This window comes from Glutamicibacter sp. NPDC087831 (genome assembly GCF_044742845.1).
Lineage (GTDB): Bacteria > Actinomycetota > Actinomycetes > Actinomycetales > Micrococcaceae > Glutamicibacter.
Genome location: NZ_JBIUVH010000001.1, coordinates 1,250,187 through 1,268,190, shown reverse-complemented (window position 1 = coordinate 1,268,190; position 18,004 = coordinate 1,250,187). Strand labels below are relative to the sequence as shown.

The 18,004-nt window shown below is 51.7% G+C and carries 9 protein-coding genes; 3 read left to right on the top strand and 6 right to left on the bottom strand.

The features are described 5' to 3' along the window. Positions 1-202: 202 nt before the first annotated feature. The gene (locus ACIOJF_RS06150) at positions 203-2,254 is read right to left on the bottom strand and encodes a heparinase II/III family protein (RefSeq protein WP_402741351.1); all 2,052 of its coding nucleotides are present in this window, start codon (positions 2,252-2,254) and stop codon (positions 203-205) included. 2,434 nt (positions 2,255-4,688) lie between these two features. On the opposite strand from ACIOJF_RS06150, the gene ACIOJF_RS06145 reads away from it, so the two are divergent. Then, positions 4,689-6,536 (top strand): hypothetical protein, encoded by a 1,848-nt coding sequence (locus ACIOJF_RS06145; protein ID WP_402741350.1) that lies wholly within the window; start codon positions 4,689-4,691, stop codon positions 6,534-6,536. Between the two features lie 99 nt (positions 6,537-6,635). Here ACIOJF_RS06145 and ACIOJF_RS06140 read toward each other — a convergent pair whose 3' ends face one another. From ACIOJF_RS06140 to ACIOJF_RS06125, 4 genes are all read right to left on the bottom strand, one after another. Further along, positions 6,636-7,565 (bottom strand): hypothetical protein, encoded by a 930-nt coding sequence (locus ACIOJF_RS06140; RefSeq protein ID WP_402741349.1) that lies wholly within the window; start codon positions 7,563-7,565, stop codon positions 6,636-6,638. 31 nt (positions 7,566-7,596) lie between these two features. Next, a complete protein-coding gene (locus tag ACIOJF_RS06135; protein WP_402741348.1) occupies positions 7,597-8,721 on the bottom strand; it encodes an ATP-grasp fold amidoligase family protein in 1,125 nt (374 codons plus the stop codon). Between the two features lie 8 nt (positions 8,722-8,729). Next, positions 8,730-9,446, bottom strand: a complete 717-nt coding sequence (locus ACIOJF_RS06130) for a DUF6270 domain-containing protein (RefSeq protein WP_402741347.1) — start codon at positions 9,444-9,446, stop codon at positions 8,730-8,732. A gap of 229 nt (positions 9,447-9,675) precedes the next feature. After that, positions 9,676-10,488: a serine hydrolase domain-containing protein gene (locus tag ACIOJF_RS06125; RefSeq protein WP_402741346.1), complete on the bottom strand. Its 813-nt coding sequence runs from the start codon at positions 10,486-10,488 to the stop codon at positions 9,676-9,678. Positions 10,489-10,637: 149 nt separating this feature from the next. Here ACIOJF_RS06125 and smc point away from each other — a divergent pair, with 149 nt between their 5' ends. Beyond that, positions 10,638-14,210 carry a chromosome segregation protein SMC gene (gene smc / locus ACIOJF_RS06120; protein ID WP_402741345.1) on the top strand — a complete coding sequence of 1,191 codons (3,573 nt, stop codon included), beginning with the start codon at positions 10,638-10,640 and terminating at the stop codon, positions 14,208-14,210. Positions 14,211-14,284: 74 nt separating this feature from the next. After that, positions 14,285-15,730, top strand: a complete 1,446-nt coding sequence (locus tag ACIOJF_RS06115; RefSeq protein WP_133833475.1) for a glycosyltransferase — start codon at positions 14,285-14,287, stop codon at positions 15,728-15,730. Between the two features lie 136 nt (positions 15,731-15,866). Here the strand turns inward: ACIOJF_RS06115 and ACIOJF_RS06110 are convergent, their stop codons facing one another. Further along, complete coding sequence (locus ACIOJF_RS06110) at positions 15,867-17,936, bottom strand: cell wall-binding repeat-containing protein (protein ID WP_402741344.1); 2,070 nt, start codon at positions 17,934-17,936, stop codon at positions 15,867-15,869. Between the last annotated feature and the right edge of the window lie 68 nt (positions 17,937-18,004).

Here is an 18,004-nt window from a genome sequence, read left to right as displayed (position 1 = left end):
ACCCAACGCGTTCGTCTCCCCCGAGTTTGGCTGAAGTTATTCTATTCGTAAGTGACACAGCTGCGCGATTTATTCTGCCTATATTTTTGATTGTAGAAGTGCGAATCTTAAGCTAGCAGCTGGGGACACACATCGCCTATAATCAATAGTTCTACGCCACCACTTGCGCGGTGGAGAACCCGCATTCAACAATGTTGCTAACCTAGGGGACAAGAACCCAGTCGGACGTGAAAGCCTTCATGGCATGGTTTGCACCTTTAGGAAAAATTCTGGCTCGGTATCTACCTTTCCGCGTTACAGTGAAGGCCATACTTTTAACCAACCCTCGGTGCTCGTGTACTAGTTCGTTTTCGTAGTAAATACGGATCACTGCTCGTGTGTCTTTGCTGCAACGATCAAGTCGAAGAACATGGTTAAGGCAAAGCAGAGTACCAAACTGTGATCTTTGACGATCCTTCACTTCGACTCCTTCCTGTGGAATGGAAGGGAGGGCACTAGAAACCTTTGGAGTCTCCTGCAGGCTAGTTATTTGCTTTGGGGTGGAGTTTCCGAGCTTCTTCGCTTCAAAGTCGAAGGTTGTGATGAAGGTAGTTACACTTTCCGACCGGCCCTCGAATATAACTTGAATCTGTGAGCCAGGGACTTTGTGACCAAAACTCGGAAAGCGCCATCCTCGCGGACGAGATCCACTCCGCCCGGTAAAGCGAATGATCTTCTGGATATCGACGCCAGAAAAATCGAGCCTGATGACAGGTAAGGAATCGATACAACCTATGACATAATTCTCAAAGATTTCAACTCTGAGAAACGGACCAAAATTCCAAATTAATGAGTAGATATGGTTAGATTCTGAAATTAGTTTGTCTACCACTCGGATGCGTTGCAGATCATCGGACATGAATAATGATCGATTATGGATAGTGCCGGTGAACCTGGAGTTTGATGCTCTTACATAAATTTCACCCAGTTCTCCGACTCGGCTGCGAGTCATCGACACATGGTCATATTGTCTGTCATGCCGGGATAAAGATTTATGATCCAGCACAATTGAATTGTGTGCAAATTGACTGAAAGCATACTTTGTCATGGCATCTTGCATTTGATAGCCGAAAGGTCCAGCTTCAGTCAGTAATTCGTAGCCATATTTCCAAAGGTACACGTGGAGATCATCCGAATGTTTGTGGTAGGCCCCGTTGTATGCAGCTATAAACGCCAGATATCCAGCCGAACTATCGCTCCAAGACGTGCGATGAAAAAAGTATCCAGAGACCGGTTCCGACAATGTGCGGGTACCGGGTTCACTACCTCGCGAACCGCAAGAAGACACGTAAGCAAACTCCTCGCTATTGAAAACGTTGTTCCGTGCTCCTGAAAGAGCAACTTGCGCAGTATCACTTAGTGGGAGAAATTTCCCGTCTGGTTGAACACAATGAATCGTATGCGATTCGGCACTCGCGAGTATCTTGCTTAGCTCAGGGGGAATAACACCGAAAGCAGCCTCCATGAACAATGAGTGTTCGTGAATATGTCTAGCTATCATTAGGTGATAGGACGGACTGTGTTCGATATGCACTCCTTCGGACGTGAAGGAATATGCAAAATACTCAGAAATACGCGTCAGGGAGCGGGCTAAGAAGTTGGATCGAGTGGCATGCTCTGCCCAGTCAGCATAAACTGCATAGTCTCGCAGAGACTTTGCCTGGAACATACCGTGATTGTTTTTTCCAGCATAGAAATCGTCTGTGTACAGGAGTGCCGCGGTTTGGTCCATTAAACGTTGTAGTTCACTGATCAAACGGGTTCTTTTATGCCTCATGCAAAGTTGATGTAAATGGATAGCTGCAGCTAATCTTTGCGCGGTGGTTTCATCATGATAAACAGTCTTGTAGCTTAAATCGGATTCCTGCAATGAGCCATATTGTTCAATCCAGATTAGAACGAAATTTTCAACATGGTCGAAGTCTTCGGCGGAGGACTCCAAAGCTGCGTACCACCCAGAAAGAAATATCCACCCCTGTACAAAACGATTCACGCTATTATTATTCGATAGTTGAATAATTCCATTCATTAATATCTCCACAGATCCCCAGTTGGGATGTGAGAGCGAGCCGGACAGAGTAAAATTCTGGAGATTCCTGAGTGTGCTCATGGTTGAACTTGATTTAAAACGATTCACGATGTACTGACGAATGCGGATTTGGTCCAGAGAATCGAAGACGTCAGGATCGTTGATATTTCTCTCCAATGAAAACAACTTTCTACGTGATCCTCTGGAAGTTCAGAGAAGAGTGCTATCTAGTGAATGTAGAGTCAAATGCAAGATATTAACACTTCAATAAATTTTATCATTGAGTCACCAGCATACATATTTTTCTGAAAGCAATGGAGTACTATTTCCATTCAGTAAAAAGTACCCGCGCGGAAACAATAAGGATTAATTTGGGCGAAAGAACTTCTCGAAGCTCACAAAAATCGAGAGGTGCTTGAAGGGTTGATAGCAGACTCGGGCGTCAAGATCCACGCAAGATCACGAAAAGTCGACCACTGTTTACCGTACGCGGTTTGATGCCACTGTCTTTCGAGAGAAAGATGACACAATACCCAAGAAGTAGCCTTCCGAAGATCGTGACCGTGCCGTACATCTGGTCCTGGATCGGCTCCCCGAACACCCATGCGTGCACGCGGCTTGCAAGGTCTTTGCTCCGATGCTGGATGCCGGTCCCGAGTCCTTGCGTCGTTGGGTGTTCCCGACCCAGGTTGACACCGGAGTGAAGGATCGGTCAACCACCGATTATCAGGATTAGCGCAAGCGCCAACCTGCCCAAAACCGGGATCTGAAGGAAGTCAATGAAACCCTGAGGATTACATCGATTCTCTTCGCGATGAAGCTGGACCCTCGCCGACGCTGATCTGCCGGGGCATTGAACAGTTCAGGGCCGAAGGTTATGTGGTCGAGTTGATCTGCGCCGTCCTCCGCCAGCAGGCGTGCGGGTCGATGCACGAACCAGCGGGTCTGGAAAACAAGACAGCGGCCACTGCGCGCCATCGAGGACGCCTAGATCATCGACTCGTGGCGCGGGCGCCGCGATCCAGATGCTAGGGGAGCGGCTTGGGCCGGAAATCCTCTACAGTCGTCAGAAGATTGCCGCATAGCTGCGCCGCAGAGGCTTCCCCGTGCTCTCCAAACACACGGTTGACCGGCTAATGCGGGACACGGGCACGAACGGCCTGGTCAGAAGACACGCCCTGCATCGCCACCCGTGACGGTGTATGTTTAAAAGTCAGCTCGGTGAGCTTTATCTGGTTAATTTTCAGGTCGCAATCCAGCCCGTTGATCTGTTGTGCGCTGGACGTACAGCTTCACCGAGGGCGATACCAGTGCCAAGTGGCTCATCTCGTTCGCGCCATGTTGTTATACTCTTGCTCTGCATTGCGCTCAGCGGCTTGCGGGCATTCATATTTGAATCATTCGCCCGTATCAGCCTCGCCAGTGCGTTATTGACTCGAAGCCGATCAGTAATCATCTGGTCGCGCCTGACGCTATGTACTCTAAGCGCGGTCTGCACATCGCCTGCTCGACGGTCACACAGCTTTTCAAGATCCATTACTAGTGCCGACCTAGTTGCTGTATTTTCGTCCAGATTGTCTGTTTTCCCTTGCCTCGGAGCCATTTGGCTGAAGGAGTGGGCGCTTCAACCACACCACATATCTTTCCGGCGTTAGTCGTTCGGACATGTCGGCTCCGTAAGAACCGGTGGACTCGCCCAAGCTAAGAACAGTGTCGATATTGTCCTCGGTTCGGCGCCTGATCCAGGTTGCTACATGGGTGAGGCCGGTGGAACTGGTCGAGAAGGTTTCTTGAGCCAGAACCCGACCTGAAGCCGATTCGAAAATCGCGTATGCATGCGTTGCTGCGTGAGTGTCAACGCAGAAATTAAATTGCTAGTGATCAGCCGTAATTGGCATAAGATGCCGCCTTCTTGTGAGCCGTGTCGTGTCCGATATCGGCCCGGGAGAAGTTCACTACGAGGCAGGCCTGTATGGGGCCACAATCCACGAAGATTGGGGTTGGCTTCTAGTCAGGCCGTCGCGGTAGTCGGGGTCGATGCCTGTCCGTCCAGCCAGACGGACAGATACCGGAAATGACACCCTTTAGGAGTCAATTGGTTCATGAGTCACATCGGGTCCAAGGAACCAATATCACCCTGCCAGCTAGTCCCAGGCCAGCCCCTACAAACAGTTACAGACGGTTCAGAAGGGATTGCGAGCCCTACATTTCTTTCAGGTTCACCTCGCTATAAGTCGAAGAGGGCTTACCGCTAATAAACTCGTATTCTGCTGGCGCACCAGCAGTATTCGCTTCTATGATCCTATGGATAGATAAAGGCTAGACGTCGTGACACGGATGGATAGCCGAGAGTAGAAATGTCCCCTCCTTCAGGAAGTATGCAAGATACCGGAAACGTCTGAGAATACTTCGTTGTTCTCTGGAAATTTCCTGGTGCCTATCGAAACCTGCATTGCTGAAAGTGTTTCTAACTTTCGATAAAGTATCATTCTGCTCGAAGTGGAGATGTTCTATGGATCGCAGATGGCCGGATGATGACTAATTTGTATAAGCAGCTGCTGCTGCTATGAACTTCAGGTGCATTTCGAAAGATAAGTTATCAAGGTGTTATATTGGGCGAATGGATAATATTTCTGTCCCAGAAGCTGCGGATTCCAAAACGATAACTCGCACCGTTGCGCCCGTCATCAGATATGACCCATTGCGACAAGACGGCGCTAAAATGGCTCTCCTGAACGGGCAATCCACAAACGTTGTCGGAGATAGAAGATACACGATAGACGGAGCGGCTATATTCGACGGCCGCGTCATTTCGGCTCGTGAGAATCTAGATTCTCTCGTCCCGTTGATCGCTGGTAGTGATACGCTTCGGAGCACCGGAGCAAGCTGGATATCTCGGACCCGCAACCCCAATGCTCTATTTGTGGTGGACGAGACGAACCAAGAAGCCGTAGTGGTGCCAGACCCGCTCGGCGGCGCGATAGTCTACTACTACAATGTAGAAGGGAAATACTATGCTTCAACAGATATAGCTTCATTGAATAGCGCATTGCAAGCTGACGGTGTTCGAACGACTAAGTCATACAATTTCCAAGTCGAACGACTTTTAATTGGTAATTGTGGTACTAGTGATTCTAGCTATGACGAGATTCAGACACTAGATTCATTTGAATTCATCCAGATCAAATCTGGAACATTCCAAATAGTTAATATGAGAAATGAACTTTTGGAAAGCAACTCAGAATCTTATTTCGAGTTGCTCAGGAAGACGCGGCAAGACATTATCGAGAACGTTGTTGCTGTCGCAGGGTCTCGTTCTCAGATGAAAATCGCTCACATTACCGGCGGGTTTGATTCGCGTCTGGTGCTAGGAGCAATCACCCACGCAGGAGTAAAGGATAAGTTCAGATTTTTCTGTTCCGGTCCCGAGAAAACTCGGGATCGAATCATCGCGGATGGCTTGACCGAGCAATACGGATTAAAAAGGACAACTGGTCCAGGACTTGTCCCTGGACCAGCGCATTCCATCACTGAGCGACTTTTAGGTCCGCTATTTCACAGTGGGGGAATTCTTACCACAGGTCCTAATGGTAGAGAGATCCCAGTCGATGTTGTTGCTGTCGGTGGTGGATACGGCGAAATGTACCGAACCGTCTATGCAGACCGATTCGCCGAAATTGACAGGAATGATCCGAATGCAGCTATGCGGTCGATGCTTCCATGGTCTAACAAAGATTCTACGTATATTTCAGAGGAAGCCTGGGCCTCCTTATCACGGTCGATCAACGCAAAATGGCAGTCGGTCGCCGATCAGTACGAAGAAAAGGATTTCCGGGGTGATGCCCTATGGATACATCGTCGCGCTAGGTTTCACTTTGGACAAGGTTCGATGGCCTGGAGCCGCGTAGGGACCCGAATCGATCCGGCTTATTCCCTCCATGGATTCAGGCTCGCAATGTCAACACCAATTCTCCTACGTTCGGGTAATGCCCTAGGCTACGATCTCATGCAATCATTCGATCCGGATCTGGTTAGCTTCGAGTTTGATAAACCGCGCTTTGAATCTGACGAATTCCAGAACTTGAGACGATTCAATGGTGTGCGTTCGTTGCCTTTGGGCAGACCGAGTTCTTATGAAAATGCTCCCAGCACGCCTCATACCAAGAATCGTGTCATTCCTAACACGTTGGATCCATTTATTTTGGACGATAAGAATCCCACTGCCGCGGAGAGAGCAAAATTCGTCGAGCAGGCAAACCGTCTTGGCGTTAATTTTTGGCAGTCCGCTAGTTATACTGATGCTCAATCTGTTTTGACCAGGATGTTAGCGGATAAACAAATTCGTGGAGCGGCACCGGACTTAAACTGGGCGTACGTAAACGACCTATTGAAAGACAAACCCTTAACTCGTGGACGAATCAGGGATATATATTCGGTAGTCGCCTTAATCTCCTGGCATGCATCATAACAAAACTGGGCACCGTTCTTTACCCCTTTTCTCGTATAAATCGTGGGGTAAAGAACGGTCCATGGCATATCAACCCAAAATATTTAAGATTTAGGGTAGCTAGATAAATTCATCTAGAGAGGTCAAATCCTTAACCGCGAGGGTTGTATTCATCAACTCCCGTAGGACAGACCCAATGAGCGTCCCGGATGGCGGAGCATGGCCCAATGCGAACTCTGCTAGGTAGACACCATGGTCATCTCCCAATAGATTTTTCCCTTGTACCAACTCACGCGTTGTCGTCTTGAACCAAAGCGGCTGCAAATGTTCTATACGGTGTGAATCACCTAGATTTTGAAGGTAAACCAATCTGCGCGGTCTATGTAGAGTTGATTCAGTGACCACTGACGTTCGTGACGCACGATCAGTACGGATTCGGCAGTATTCTTTCCAATCATCGCGGCGCAGAGTGTCGTGCGAAAAATTGTATTGACTACGAAGATAGTCCTTGACGAATCTGGGGGAGTATTCGAATATATCGGTTTGTGGGTTCCAAACCAATGTCGTAGTTCGGCTCGAAGTGTCTAGCCCGGCGTTCAAAGCAGCATATCCACCACCGGATCCACCAACCAGAATCAGTTCAGTCTCTATAATCTGATGCAAGGCATCGAGAGTTGCGGACAGGTTTTCTCCGAAATTGTCGGTTGCGTCCCCTAAGTACCAGGCCAGCTTGAGATCGCGATCAGCATCGAGAGCTGGATCCGCAATCGCAATCAATGGTAGCCCAAGCCTCTTAGTCATGCCGAGACCGGAAAAAAATGGTCCTAATTGAGTGGTTCGATTCGATATCGCTCCACTGAAAAATATCGGAGTAGCCTTATGAGTAGTCTCTTTAATATTTTCGTTGATGTAGAGGTCAATGTTTTTCTGCCCAGCTGCAAACTGGATAGTGTGAATTCCCGGAATGCGATTCCACGTATTCCTGAAATGCTCTAAAGAATCCCACAAATAGTGAAACTGTTTCCATTGTGCGTAGTTCGAATAGTTCATATTAAAATCTCACCATACCTAAATTTTTTGATTAAATATCAGTGCGATGTTTTTGGATCGATTTAAAATGCTCAAATTTCTTACCTGAAATGAGGTCCGTTCTCAATCGGGCATCTGCGCTCACCAAGTGGTTGCCTAAAGAATTGTCGATCGATGCAGCGAATAGATGTGCACCCCCAGGCTTGGGAGTAATTTCATTAACAACGGCACCGCTTGGTGAGGCCAACAAATCAACTCTGACAAATGGTGCTGGAATGCTATGACCTATTCGCTCAGCGATTTCGTAGAATTCTGGAGGAATCCCGTGCCCAACAAAAAGTTCCTTCGAGTATTTACCTGTGTTAACTAGGTTTGAATAGTTGTCATACCAGCAACGTTGTACTTTAGGAATGCGAACGGTCTCCAGCGCAAGGAGCGGCTGACCGTAAAAGGTGTAGAATTTAATGTCGCGAGCAGGCTGGTCTACGACTTTATCATCAAGAATCAAACGTTCGCGGATCCACTGATCTTCCTTGATCTTACCGCTCGTTATAAGATTCTTCATACACTGGCGTAAGTCAGTGAAATTAGAAATTGTGTGATTATTAACAAGGTCTATGATGGAATCAGCGGTTATGAGAAATACGCCCTGCGACATGACTCCTGTGAGTGGCTTTACGACAGTATTTCGCTCAAGGGGTATTTGATCGTGGTTAAAACTCCTCAATTCTAGTGCAGGGCTAGACAGTCCAAGACTTTCAGCGAAGGCATAGGCATTTAGTTTCTCGTCCAATAGCCACGCACTATTCTCTCGGTGGCCGAAAGCTTTTCTGCTCTCCCAATAGAGTAATGAATGAAAAGAAGCAGGAGGCTGATGGGCAGGGTGTGGTTTTAAAGTCCGCGGCCTTATCATCTGTTTGTTAAGTCCGAAGTCAAAAGGTAGGCTCGAAACTACTTCCATGGAAGAATTGGTTCGAATCATGCACGTAAAATGGTATTTGCCCGGAGCTAGAGATGGTGGCGTTTCCCATGTGTTCGAACTGCCTGCTTTGGACGTCGCGGTGACCTCGTTGCCACGGTGCAGTTTGAACGTGTATTCGGCGTCGTCAGGTCCGCCCGTCAGCCGCGCGTTGACTTTTAGGCCCAAACCTCTTGTCAATAATCTATAATTAGTCATTTAGTGTCCTAGCCCTTAGCGAGTTCTTCAATTATTTTATTGTAGAAGTCGTTTTGGTAGTGGTATTGAGAAGGGCCCCATTTGTGATTTTTGTCAGATAGAGAAATCTCAGGTCCTGGTTCTATGGTTGCGAAACCTAATCCAGAAAGGTAATCGTAGTATCGTTGGTATAGGGTGTTCGCCGATGCTGAGTCCATGCCCCTGAATTGCGGAGTTGGAGTTCCCTGTATCGTTATGTCTGTCCAATTTGCCTTGATTAAGCGCGATTTTTCCAAGAGCCCCTTAGCCTGCAATAGGATCTTTAGTTGATCCGCGGATTTTGACCAAATATCAAAATGCCTATCGCTACCAAATCGAATTAGCGTTCGTGGAATCTTAAACGTTGACAGTAGATTTGAGCTAACAAGTTCAGTGGAATTCGTTATATAAGTTCCGCCGTGTATGCGGTATGCGCCTAGGCGCTCACTCAATATATCGAACAGGAAGATATCAATTTCGTCACTGTTTTGGATGATTTTAGGGAAAAGGGAGGACTCGATGTCTCCTCTAACCATTCGAGAGTTAAAGTTTAGCGGCAATGACTGAACTGGAATTCGTTTTTCGGGCTTAGATGCCGCACTAATTAGCGATTGCCTCGCGACATAGTGCGTTAAGGAGTTTTCATTTTTTATTAGCTCGTATGTGTCGCGCGAAACGCAACCGCCGTATACGAAAAATTTCTTCATTTCGTCCTGGAAAGTCGTTTAGATATCGTAAACATTCATATCTCGTCTGTATTGGCATGTATTCTTGTTGCTATAATACCGGTATTCTGATGTGCGGTCGCGAAGGGGAGACTCAGTGTCAGGCTTGGACCTCTTGGAGGGATCCAGTCGGACTTGAGAAATTCGAATGTCACTTGACCTTAGGGTGTTGGAAGTACATCGGATTCAGAACCGCAGGAAGTACGGAAAACTACGTTAGCTCAGACAAGATTTGCTCATTGAACGGCGCCCAAGCGTCAACAGCCCACTGGCCAAAGCCTTTGTCGGTGAGCGTCACACAGGCCAGACGATGTTCCGGGTCCACCCAGAGGAATGTGCCGGACTGGCCAAAATGCCCGAAAGTGGTACCGGGATGGTTTGCACCTGTCCAGTGCGGCGCTTTGGATGAACGGATTTCAAACCCGAGTCCCCAATCATTCGGGTTCTGCCGGCCATAGCCGGGCAGAATTCCAGCCAGGTTCTCGAAATGCACACGCGTTGCCTCGCTCAATGTTTCTTGCGCCACGATAGTTGGGTGCAAAAGTTCGGCAGCGAATTTTGCTAGGTCCGTAGCGGTGGAGCGGCCATCCTTTGCGCAGCTGCCGGCAATTTCCGTGTCAGCCATGCCCAGGCGAGCGAAGACCGCTTCCTGGGCATACTGGGCCATGCTGATTCCGGTCTGTTGTTCCAGATGCTCTGCGAGCTTTTCAAAGCCGTAGTTGGAGTATCCGCGTTTAGTCCCTACAGCAAAGCGGATGGTTTCCGAATCAAAATCGTAGCCTGCGGTGTGCGCCAACAGGTGGTGCACGGTTGAACCCTCTGGCCCTGCAGGGTCTTCGAGGGTGATGGCTTCTTCTTCCAGAGCAACCAAGAACGTGTAGGCACTGAGCAACTTGGTCACCGAAGCCAAGGGGTAAACACGTGCAGTATCGCCGTGCTGGTCAACGATTGCACCATTGCCGTTCACCACCACGGATACCGCGTTGTCACTTGGCCACTGGTCAATCTGCGTCAGAATGCTCATAGAATGATCTATCCCTCGATTTTCTTCCTCGGATTTTGCGAGCACAACCAGATAATCCCCAGTGCGCTTCGCTAGAATTGCCACAAGGATTGGGTTTGATTGCCCAACCCAACTTTAGCGATTTGGCCCAAACATAGGAACTTCACGCCGTGCATCTCAAGACTCTCACCGTTCGCGGATTCAAGTCTTTCGCATCGGCGACCACTTTTGAGTTTGAACCGGGTGTCACGGCTGTTGTAGGACCTAACGGTTCCGGCAAGTCCAATGTGGTTGACGCGCTGTCCTGGGTCATGGGTGAACAGGGTGCCAAGACGCTTCGCGGCGGCAAGATGGAAGACGTGATCTTTGCTGGCACTTCTGGCCGCCCACCACTGGGCCGTGCCCATGTGTCCCTGACAATCGATAACTCTGATGGCCAGCTGCCTATCGACTACGCAGAAGTCACTATCTCCCGCACGCTGTTCCGTACTGGTGGCTCCGAATACGCCATTAATGGAAGTTCGTGCCGTCTTCTGGACATTCAAGAGCTGCTTTCGGATTCCGGTCTGGGTCGAGAAATGCATGTCATTGTCGGACAGGGGCAGCTGGACCGCATCCTGCACGCTACTGCTGAAGATCGGCGTGGCTTCATCGAGGAAGCGGCCGGCGTGCTCAAGCACCGCCGGCGCAAGGAGAAAACCCTGCGCAAGCTTCAAGCGATGCAAGGAAATCTGGATCGCCTTGAAGATTTGAGCGCCGAGGTTCGCCGCCAATTGGCTCCGTTGGGACGGCAAGCGAAAATCGCTCGCCGTGCGCAGACGGTGCAGCTCGATGTCAGGGATGCAAAGTCCCGCCTGCTGGCAGATGATTTGGTCACACTGAACAACAAGCTTGCCCAGGATATTGATGACGAATCCAAGATCCAAGCTCAGCAAGAAGACGCTGCGGCACGCCTGGAACGCATCAAGAAGCACATCGCTGAACTGACTGCCCAGATGGAAACCATTACCCCGCGACTGGTTCAGATCCAGGAAACGTGGGTTTCGTTGAGCACGCAGGCAGAGCGTTATCGATCGCTGGCCGCGTTGGCTCGTGAACGCGGGAAATTGCTGGAAAGCAATGAAACCCATTTCGATTCCAGCCGAGATCCTGAGCGTTTGGAAGCTCAAGCTGAGCGAATGAGCGAAGAACTTGAGGAACTTGAAGAAGCTCTTGAAGACCGCCACGAGATTCTTGCCGAAGCTGTAGAGGCTAAAGAGCAGGCCGAGGAAGCATCACGCGCCGAACAGCAGCGAATGGCTGCCATGCTCCGTGCCGCAGCGGACCGTCGAGAAGGCATGTCACGGCTCGCCTCGCAGGTGGCTTCCGCACGCAGCCGTGTCGACGTGACCCGGGCCGAAATATCCCGACTCCAGGAAAGCGTCCAGTCCTTCGACTCGGACCTTGAATTGGATTTGCGCTCTCACGCAGAAGTTGCCAGTGATCTTGAAAAACAATTGGCTGGCGAAGCCCAACTGAATATCGATTTTGAGAGTTTAGATCGGGAACACGCAGCATTGTCAGAAGAGCACAATGCCGATAGCCAGCGTGAACGCGAGCTATCGGTGCGTGTTTCCGGATTGCGTGCTCGCCTTGAAGCCCTGAAGCTGAACTCCAAACCAGATGATCAGTCGTCACAGCTTCTTGGATCAACATCCGGACTGCTCCTCGGTCGTTTGGGGGAGCTGATTACGGTTAATCCGGGATATGAACAGGCCATCGCCGCGATTTTGCGTGACAGTGCCGAAGCTTTGGTAGCCAAGAACCTCGGTGATGCGTTGGATCTCATCGAGGACCTCCAACAGCAGCAGGCCAGCCAGGTATTCCTGCACGCCGAAGTTCTGCCAAGTGGTGCAAAGGCTACTGCAATGCCTAATGCCGTCAGCGCTCGTGAAGTTGTAGCTGCCGATGGCCCGCTGGACAGCTTGCTTGATCAGCTTCTTGTTGGCCATTACATCATTGAGGAAATGAGCCAAGCACCTGCGGCCTTGGTGCAGAACCCATCTGCGCTGCTCACCACCTTGGATGGCATCACGGTTTCGGCAGTCCGCAGTTCCGTGGGGGACTCAGCAGGCGCTTCCCTGATCGCGCAGCAGGCCTTAGTGGAGCAGACGGAAACTGAACTCTCCCAGTGCCAGGAAGAACTTTCCACAGTCGAGCAAAGATTGGCTCAGCGGGGACCAGAGCTTTCCATCGCTCAGCAACAGCGAGATGAAGCCCTGTCGGCGCTGGCTGAATCTGACGCCACCATTGATGAATTGTCCTCGTATCTGGCACGTCTTGGACAGAAACTTCGCAGCGCGCGATCGGACAAAGCCAAGCTGGAAGAAAAGCTCGAAGCAACGCTGGAGAAGCTGGAAATCGAGCAGGAATCTCTGGAAGAGATTACCGAGCGCATGGAGCTAGCTTCAACGGATCAAGATGAAGAAACCGTTGATGACGCGGCACGAGCGGCTCTTGCAGATGCTGCAGCCGCGGCACGACAGCAGGAATTAGAAGCCCGGCTTGCCTTGCGCAGTAGTGAAGAGCGCGTTTCTGCGTTGCGTTCGCGCGTTGAGGGTCTGCGCCGCACTGCGGCAGCTGAGCGCAATCACCGTGAAGTTGCAGCTCGTCGAGCGGAGCAGCGCAAGGCGCAAGCAGCCAATGCGATCCGTATTGAGCAAGCTGCTGAGCGCGTCCTGCGTTTCATTGAAGTATCGGTATCGATGGCTGGCCAAGAACGCGAAGAGCTGGCTGGAAAGAAATCCGAACTGGAATCCATGCTGAGCAGCCAACGCAAGGAAGCGGAGCAGCTCTCCGCCGAGCTGGCCCGTCTTGCTGATGCTGTGCATCGTGATGAGATGGCCCGTGCGGAACTGCGGATGCGCATTGAGAATCTTGAGACCAAGGCCCTGGAAGAACTGGGATACACCCCTGATCACCTCATCGCCAACTACGGTCCAGACCAGCTGATTCCGGAGGCCCTCGACGAAGATGACAAGTGGGGCGCGCTGCGGCAAAACGTTGATGAAGAAGGCAATCCTGTCGGCACCCGGGCATATGATCGCGTCGAGCAGGAAAAGCGGCTGAAGAAGTCCGAACGCGACCTGGCGGCCTTGGGCAAAGTCAATCCGTTGGCACTTGAAGAGTTCGCTGCCTTGGAGGAACGCCATAAGTTCCTCTCCGGCCAGCTCGAGGATTTGAAGAAGTCCAGAGGGGATTTGCAGCAGATCATTGCCGACGTTGATTCCCACGTCGAGCGGGTGTTCACCGAAGCCTACAACGACACCGCCGTTCAGTTCAGGCGGATCTTCGATCGCCTCTTCCCAGGCGGCGAGGGCCAGCTGGTGCTCACCGATCCCGAGAATATGCTCACCACAGGCATCGAGGTGGAAGCGCGTCCGGCCGGCAAGAAGATCAAGCGGCTCTCGCTGCTCTCCGGTGGAGAGCGTTCGCTGACTGCTGTCGCGTTGCTGGTCGCCATCTTCAAGGCTCGCCCGTCGCCGTTCTACGTGATGGACGAGGTGGAGGCGGCCTTGGACGATATGAATTTGGGACGCCTGATCACGATCTTCGAAGAGCTGCGCGAGTCATCGCAGCTGATTGTGATTACCCACCAGAAGAAGACCATGGAAGTAGCTGATGCTCTGTACGGCGTCACTATGCGCGGAGACGGGGTTTCTACAGTGATTAGCCAGAAAATGGAACGAGCTGTGACGACGTAGCTATTGCGGTAAAGTAGGGATTTGCAGGGGCGAACTTGCATGCTCCGTAATTCACTGTCTCTACTGAGGATGACATGGCATTTTTCCGTAAACGTATCAATGATAACCCTGCTGTTTCGAAGAGTCCGGCACATCGGGAAACAGGGGAGGAGGATGTCCTCCCGAGCGGGTCGATGCTCCAGGGATCTTCTCCATTGGTGAGTGTGGTTATTCCCGTTTATAACGCCATGCCGTTCCTTACGGAACTGCTTAATTCTCTAGAAGCCCAGGACCTGGAACCAGAAGAATTTGAAGTCATTGCAGTGGATGATGGCTCGACGGATTTTGGCGGAGAGATTTTGGATGTCTATGCGAAGCGAAATTCGAACTTCATCGCCTTGCATCAAGAGAACAGTGGTTGGCCGGGCAAGCCGCGCAATGTAGGCATTGAAAATGCGCGTGGAGAATATGTTTTCTTCATCGACAGTGATGACCGGCTCGGTCCCCAAGCGCTCAGGCGCATGACTTCATTTGCGCTGGAGCATGACGTGGATGTCCTCGTTCCGAAAATGGTCGGTTTGGACGGCCGGAGAGTTCAAGCGAAGCTGTTTGAAAAAACAATTCTCGATGTGGACTACGACTTCATTCTGCGGACCCTTTCGCCGCAAAAGATGATCCGGCGACGGCTTCTCAATTCGCATGGCATCCGCTTTGTCGAAGAAAAAGTCAGGCTTGAAGATGGCATCGCCATGGTCGAAGCCTATTCCGCTGCTCAGCGAATCAGCATCCTGGGCGATTACAACTACTACGAGATCCGGCTAAGGTCGGACGGCCAAAATATTAGTACGCAGCAAATCGATCCTGCCGGTTACGTAGGTTCTTTGACCAAGATCGCGGAAACTATCGCGACGTACACTGGGCCGGATCTGGAAGTGGCCAGGAAGCGCATTGCCGGATTGTTCGTTCGCAAGGGTTTGCGTTTCTATGACGGACAACGTTTCCTGCGTTATACCGCCGAACAGCGCGCAGCATGGGTGTCGAGCCACAAGAGCTTCTTGGAAACCTTCCATCTGGATAATTCTGCAGCGCTCTTCAAGCCGCAAGAGGCAAAGCTGGTCGACGCCATCCTCGCCGGCGACTTGGAATACCTGGAGCAGCTTGCCCAGAATAAAATGGAAGCTGAGAAAGCGCCTGCAGTTGTTTCGGTCGAGAATACTGCTGAACGCATCTGTCTGGTCGTCGATTTTCCAGTCTCGGGACCGTCGCCAATCGGCATTCATATAAGGGATCGAGACACCGAAACCGTGGCAAGAGGCGAGCTTGCAGTTGACGAAAGCGGATCGCGGCTCACTGCATCTTTCCCGCGTGCCGCCGTGCTTGAATCGATTTCTCGCTTGGGCAACATCTTCATCGAGTATCAGGGCGTTCCTGCAAAGCGGATCAGGATGGGGAAAAGCGTTGCGAGCCAGGAATTCTCGGGTTTGCTGGTCTACGCAACAGCCAATGGGTATATGAGCATAGATGCTCGCCAAGCTAAGTAGCACCGCGCTATAGGGAGCCGGGGTACCAGCCTTTCCCGGGACAGGCTCCCTCCTGCAGAACACAGAGAGGCTCGTAGTTGCCCCAAACAGCAACTACGAGCCTCTGTGCAGCTAGGCGAACCCTAACTCGCAACGCCTACGAACACGTATTGAGGGTTCCGTCATTTCGGTAGGCAACAGTCTCGTCGAGAACCAGCGGACCGCCAATCAGCACATTAGTCCAACCTTCCATGCCGGTCAGCGCTGAGCCTATGGACTTAGGCAGGCAGGACTTTTTAGCCAGCAGCATTGGCGCGCCGTTGTAGCCTGCAGCAACGGCACCGCTCAGTCCGTCGGGGAAGCTCTTGCCGTTGGCAATGAACTGGCGCTGCGCACCATTTGGCCAGAAGGCCTTCGCGATGACAGCACTGGTGTCATAACGCGTTTCTCCGCCGTAACGAGCGATCCTGGCATTCGGAAGCGCTTTTCGGATCTCGTTTTCCGCATTTCTGGAGATTGCCAGTGGCCCACCAGCCAAGTACACGGTGGAGGGATTCAGGCGCTTGAGCTGCTTCAAGATGGTGCTTGGCACGTATTTCTTACTGCTCAGCAGCAATGGAGCCTTGCGGTCTGCCGCGACAGCTGCCATGGACAGGGCATCAGGGAACGAGCGTCCAGATGCCACAAACACGTTCTTGGCAGAAGACCAATTCGTAGCAATCTCTGCGCTGGTTCCATAGCGCGTGTTTCCTGCTTCTCGGGATACCGGTGCATACTTCTTCAGCTGCGTGAACGTCTTGCTGCTGACTGCGGTTGGGCCACCTGCAATGACGATGCGGGACGGATTGAGCCGCTTGATTTCCGCAGCCACTGCGCTCGGCAGATAGGCCTGCTTGGTCAGCAACAGGGGTGCATTGTGGCGGTTGGCCAGCGAGGTAACTGATAGTGCGTCAGCGAAGTGCTCGCCGGAAGCCACGACAACAGTTTTGGCCCCGTAGGGGAAGGTGCGCTTGGAGATCGCAACAGGCGTTCCATAACGGTTGGCGCCAGACATGCGTGATGGGCCCAAGCGGGTCGGCCAGACATCCATATTGCCAAAGTAGCTGGTAGTCAGCTTGTACTGCGTGCTGCGGCGGTTCTTCGCGAAGTCGCGCAGCGACGTCAGATCGCCGTTCCACACGTTGGCATCCACATTCTTCGTTGACCCCAACAAATTGGAGTTGGAAGAATACTGCCAGACATTGAACGTGGTCCAGCCTTCAGGAAGTTCGCGGGGATTCTTCGCAACGTCAGCGGTGGGGAAGATCGAGACATGCAGTGGCCAGGACTTGAACGCTGCGGAATCACCCGTGCACTCATCCCACCACGACTGGGCCGTGTAGATCATCGGCAGGCGACCGGTCTTGGCCTTGACAGTATTGCCGAAGTCCTTGATCCAGGTAACCAATTGGGAAGGCGTCATGCCGTAGCACATATCGCCCTTGCCCTGCGGATAAGCGGTCTTGTTGTACGGGTTCCACTCGATATCCAGCAGTGGGGGCATGGTGTACCCGTCATTGGTCCACCCACCACCGTTAGCCATGAATTCCCTGGCCTGAACAGCACCGGAAGAATGGGCAGGCATGGCGAAATGGTACGCACCGCGAATCAGGCCGGCATTGCGCGACTTGGTGTAGTTCTGGCTGAACTTAGGGTCCTTGTACAAGGAAGAAGGCCACGACTGGGTGGCCTTGATGTAGGCGAAACGTGCCCCGTTTGTCTTGGCAGTGGACCAGTCCACGTCGCCCTGATGGCGGGAAACATCGATCCCAAGGGTGCCGGGTGGACGCCAGGTCCGCAACTCATCAAGTGAAGCCGGCGCACCCACCTGGAACGGAACGGATGCCGCAGAATCATTTGAAGACAGCTTCGCGAGATCCGCTAGCTCGTCCATGGTAGGGATCGTCGCGTCACCGGTTTCGGCAATTCGCTTGGCTCCCTGGCCCAGCTGGGCATCGAGGTGCTCGAGCTCCATTTCGGCCAGCGCCTTGTCGGCTAGCCGTACGCGTTCTTTCTTGGAAAGATCATCGTCTTTGGACAGTGCCTTGGAAATTTCTTCAGCTGCTGGAGTGGCAATAGCAGCCGGCGCACTTGGTGCTGGCGCCTCGGACTCAACTTCGCTGGTGCTGGTCCCAGTGGCCTCGGCCTCGCGAGACGGCGTAGACGATGGTTCCGGCGCATCAGCCACGGTAGCAGTGGGCGAGGGAGACTGAACAGTTTGAGCGGAGGGCTCTTCTGTTGGCGAGGCGAACCCCG

Coding starts and splice junctions, on each gene's coding strand:
- ACIOJF_RS06145 (WP_402741350.1), top strand. CDS start 4,689: ATGGATAATATTTCTGTCCCAGAAGCTGCGGATTCCAAAACGATAACT.
- ACIOJF_RS06140 (WP_402741349.1), bottom strand. CDS start 7,565: ATGAACTATTCGAACTACGCACAATGGAAACAGTTTCACTATTTGTGG.
- ACIOJF_RS06135 (WP_402741348.1), bottom strand. CDS start 8,721: ATGACTAATTATAGATTATTGACAAGAGGTTTGGGCCTAAAAGTCAAC.
- ACIOJF_RS06130 (WP_402741347.1), bottom strand. CDS start 9,446: ATGAAGAAATTTTTCGTATACGGCGGTTGCGTTTCGCGCGACACATAC.
- ACIOJF_RS06125 (WP_402741346.1), bottom strand. CDS start 10,488: ATGAGCATTCTGACGCAGATTGACCAGTGGCCAAGTGACAACGCGGTA.
- ACIOJF_RS06115 (WP_133833475.1), top strand. CDS start 14,285: ATGGCATTTTTCCGTAAACGTATCAATGATAACCCTGCTGTTTCGAAG.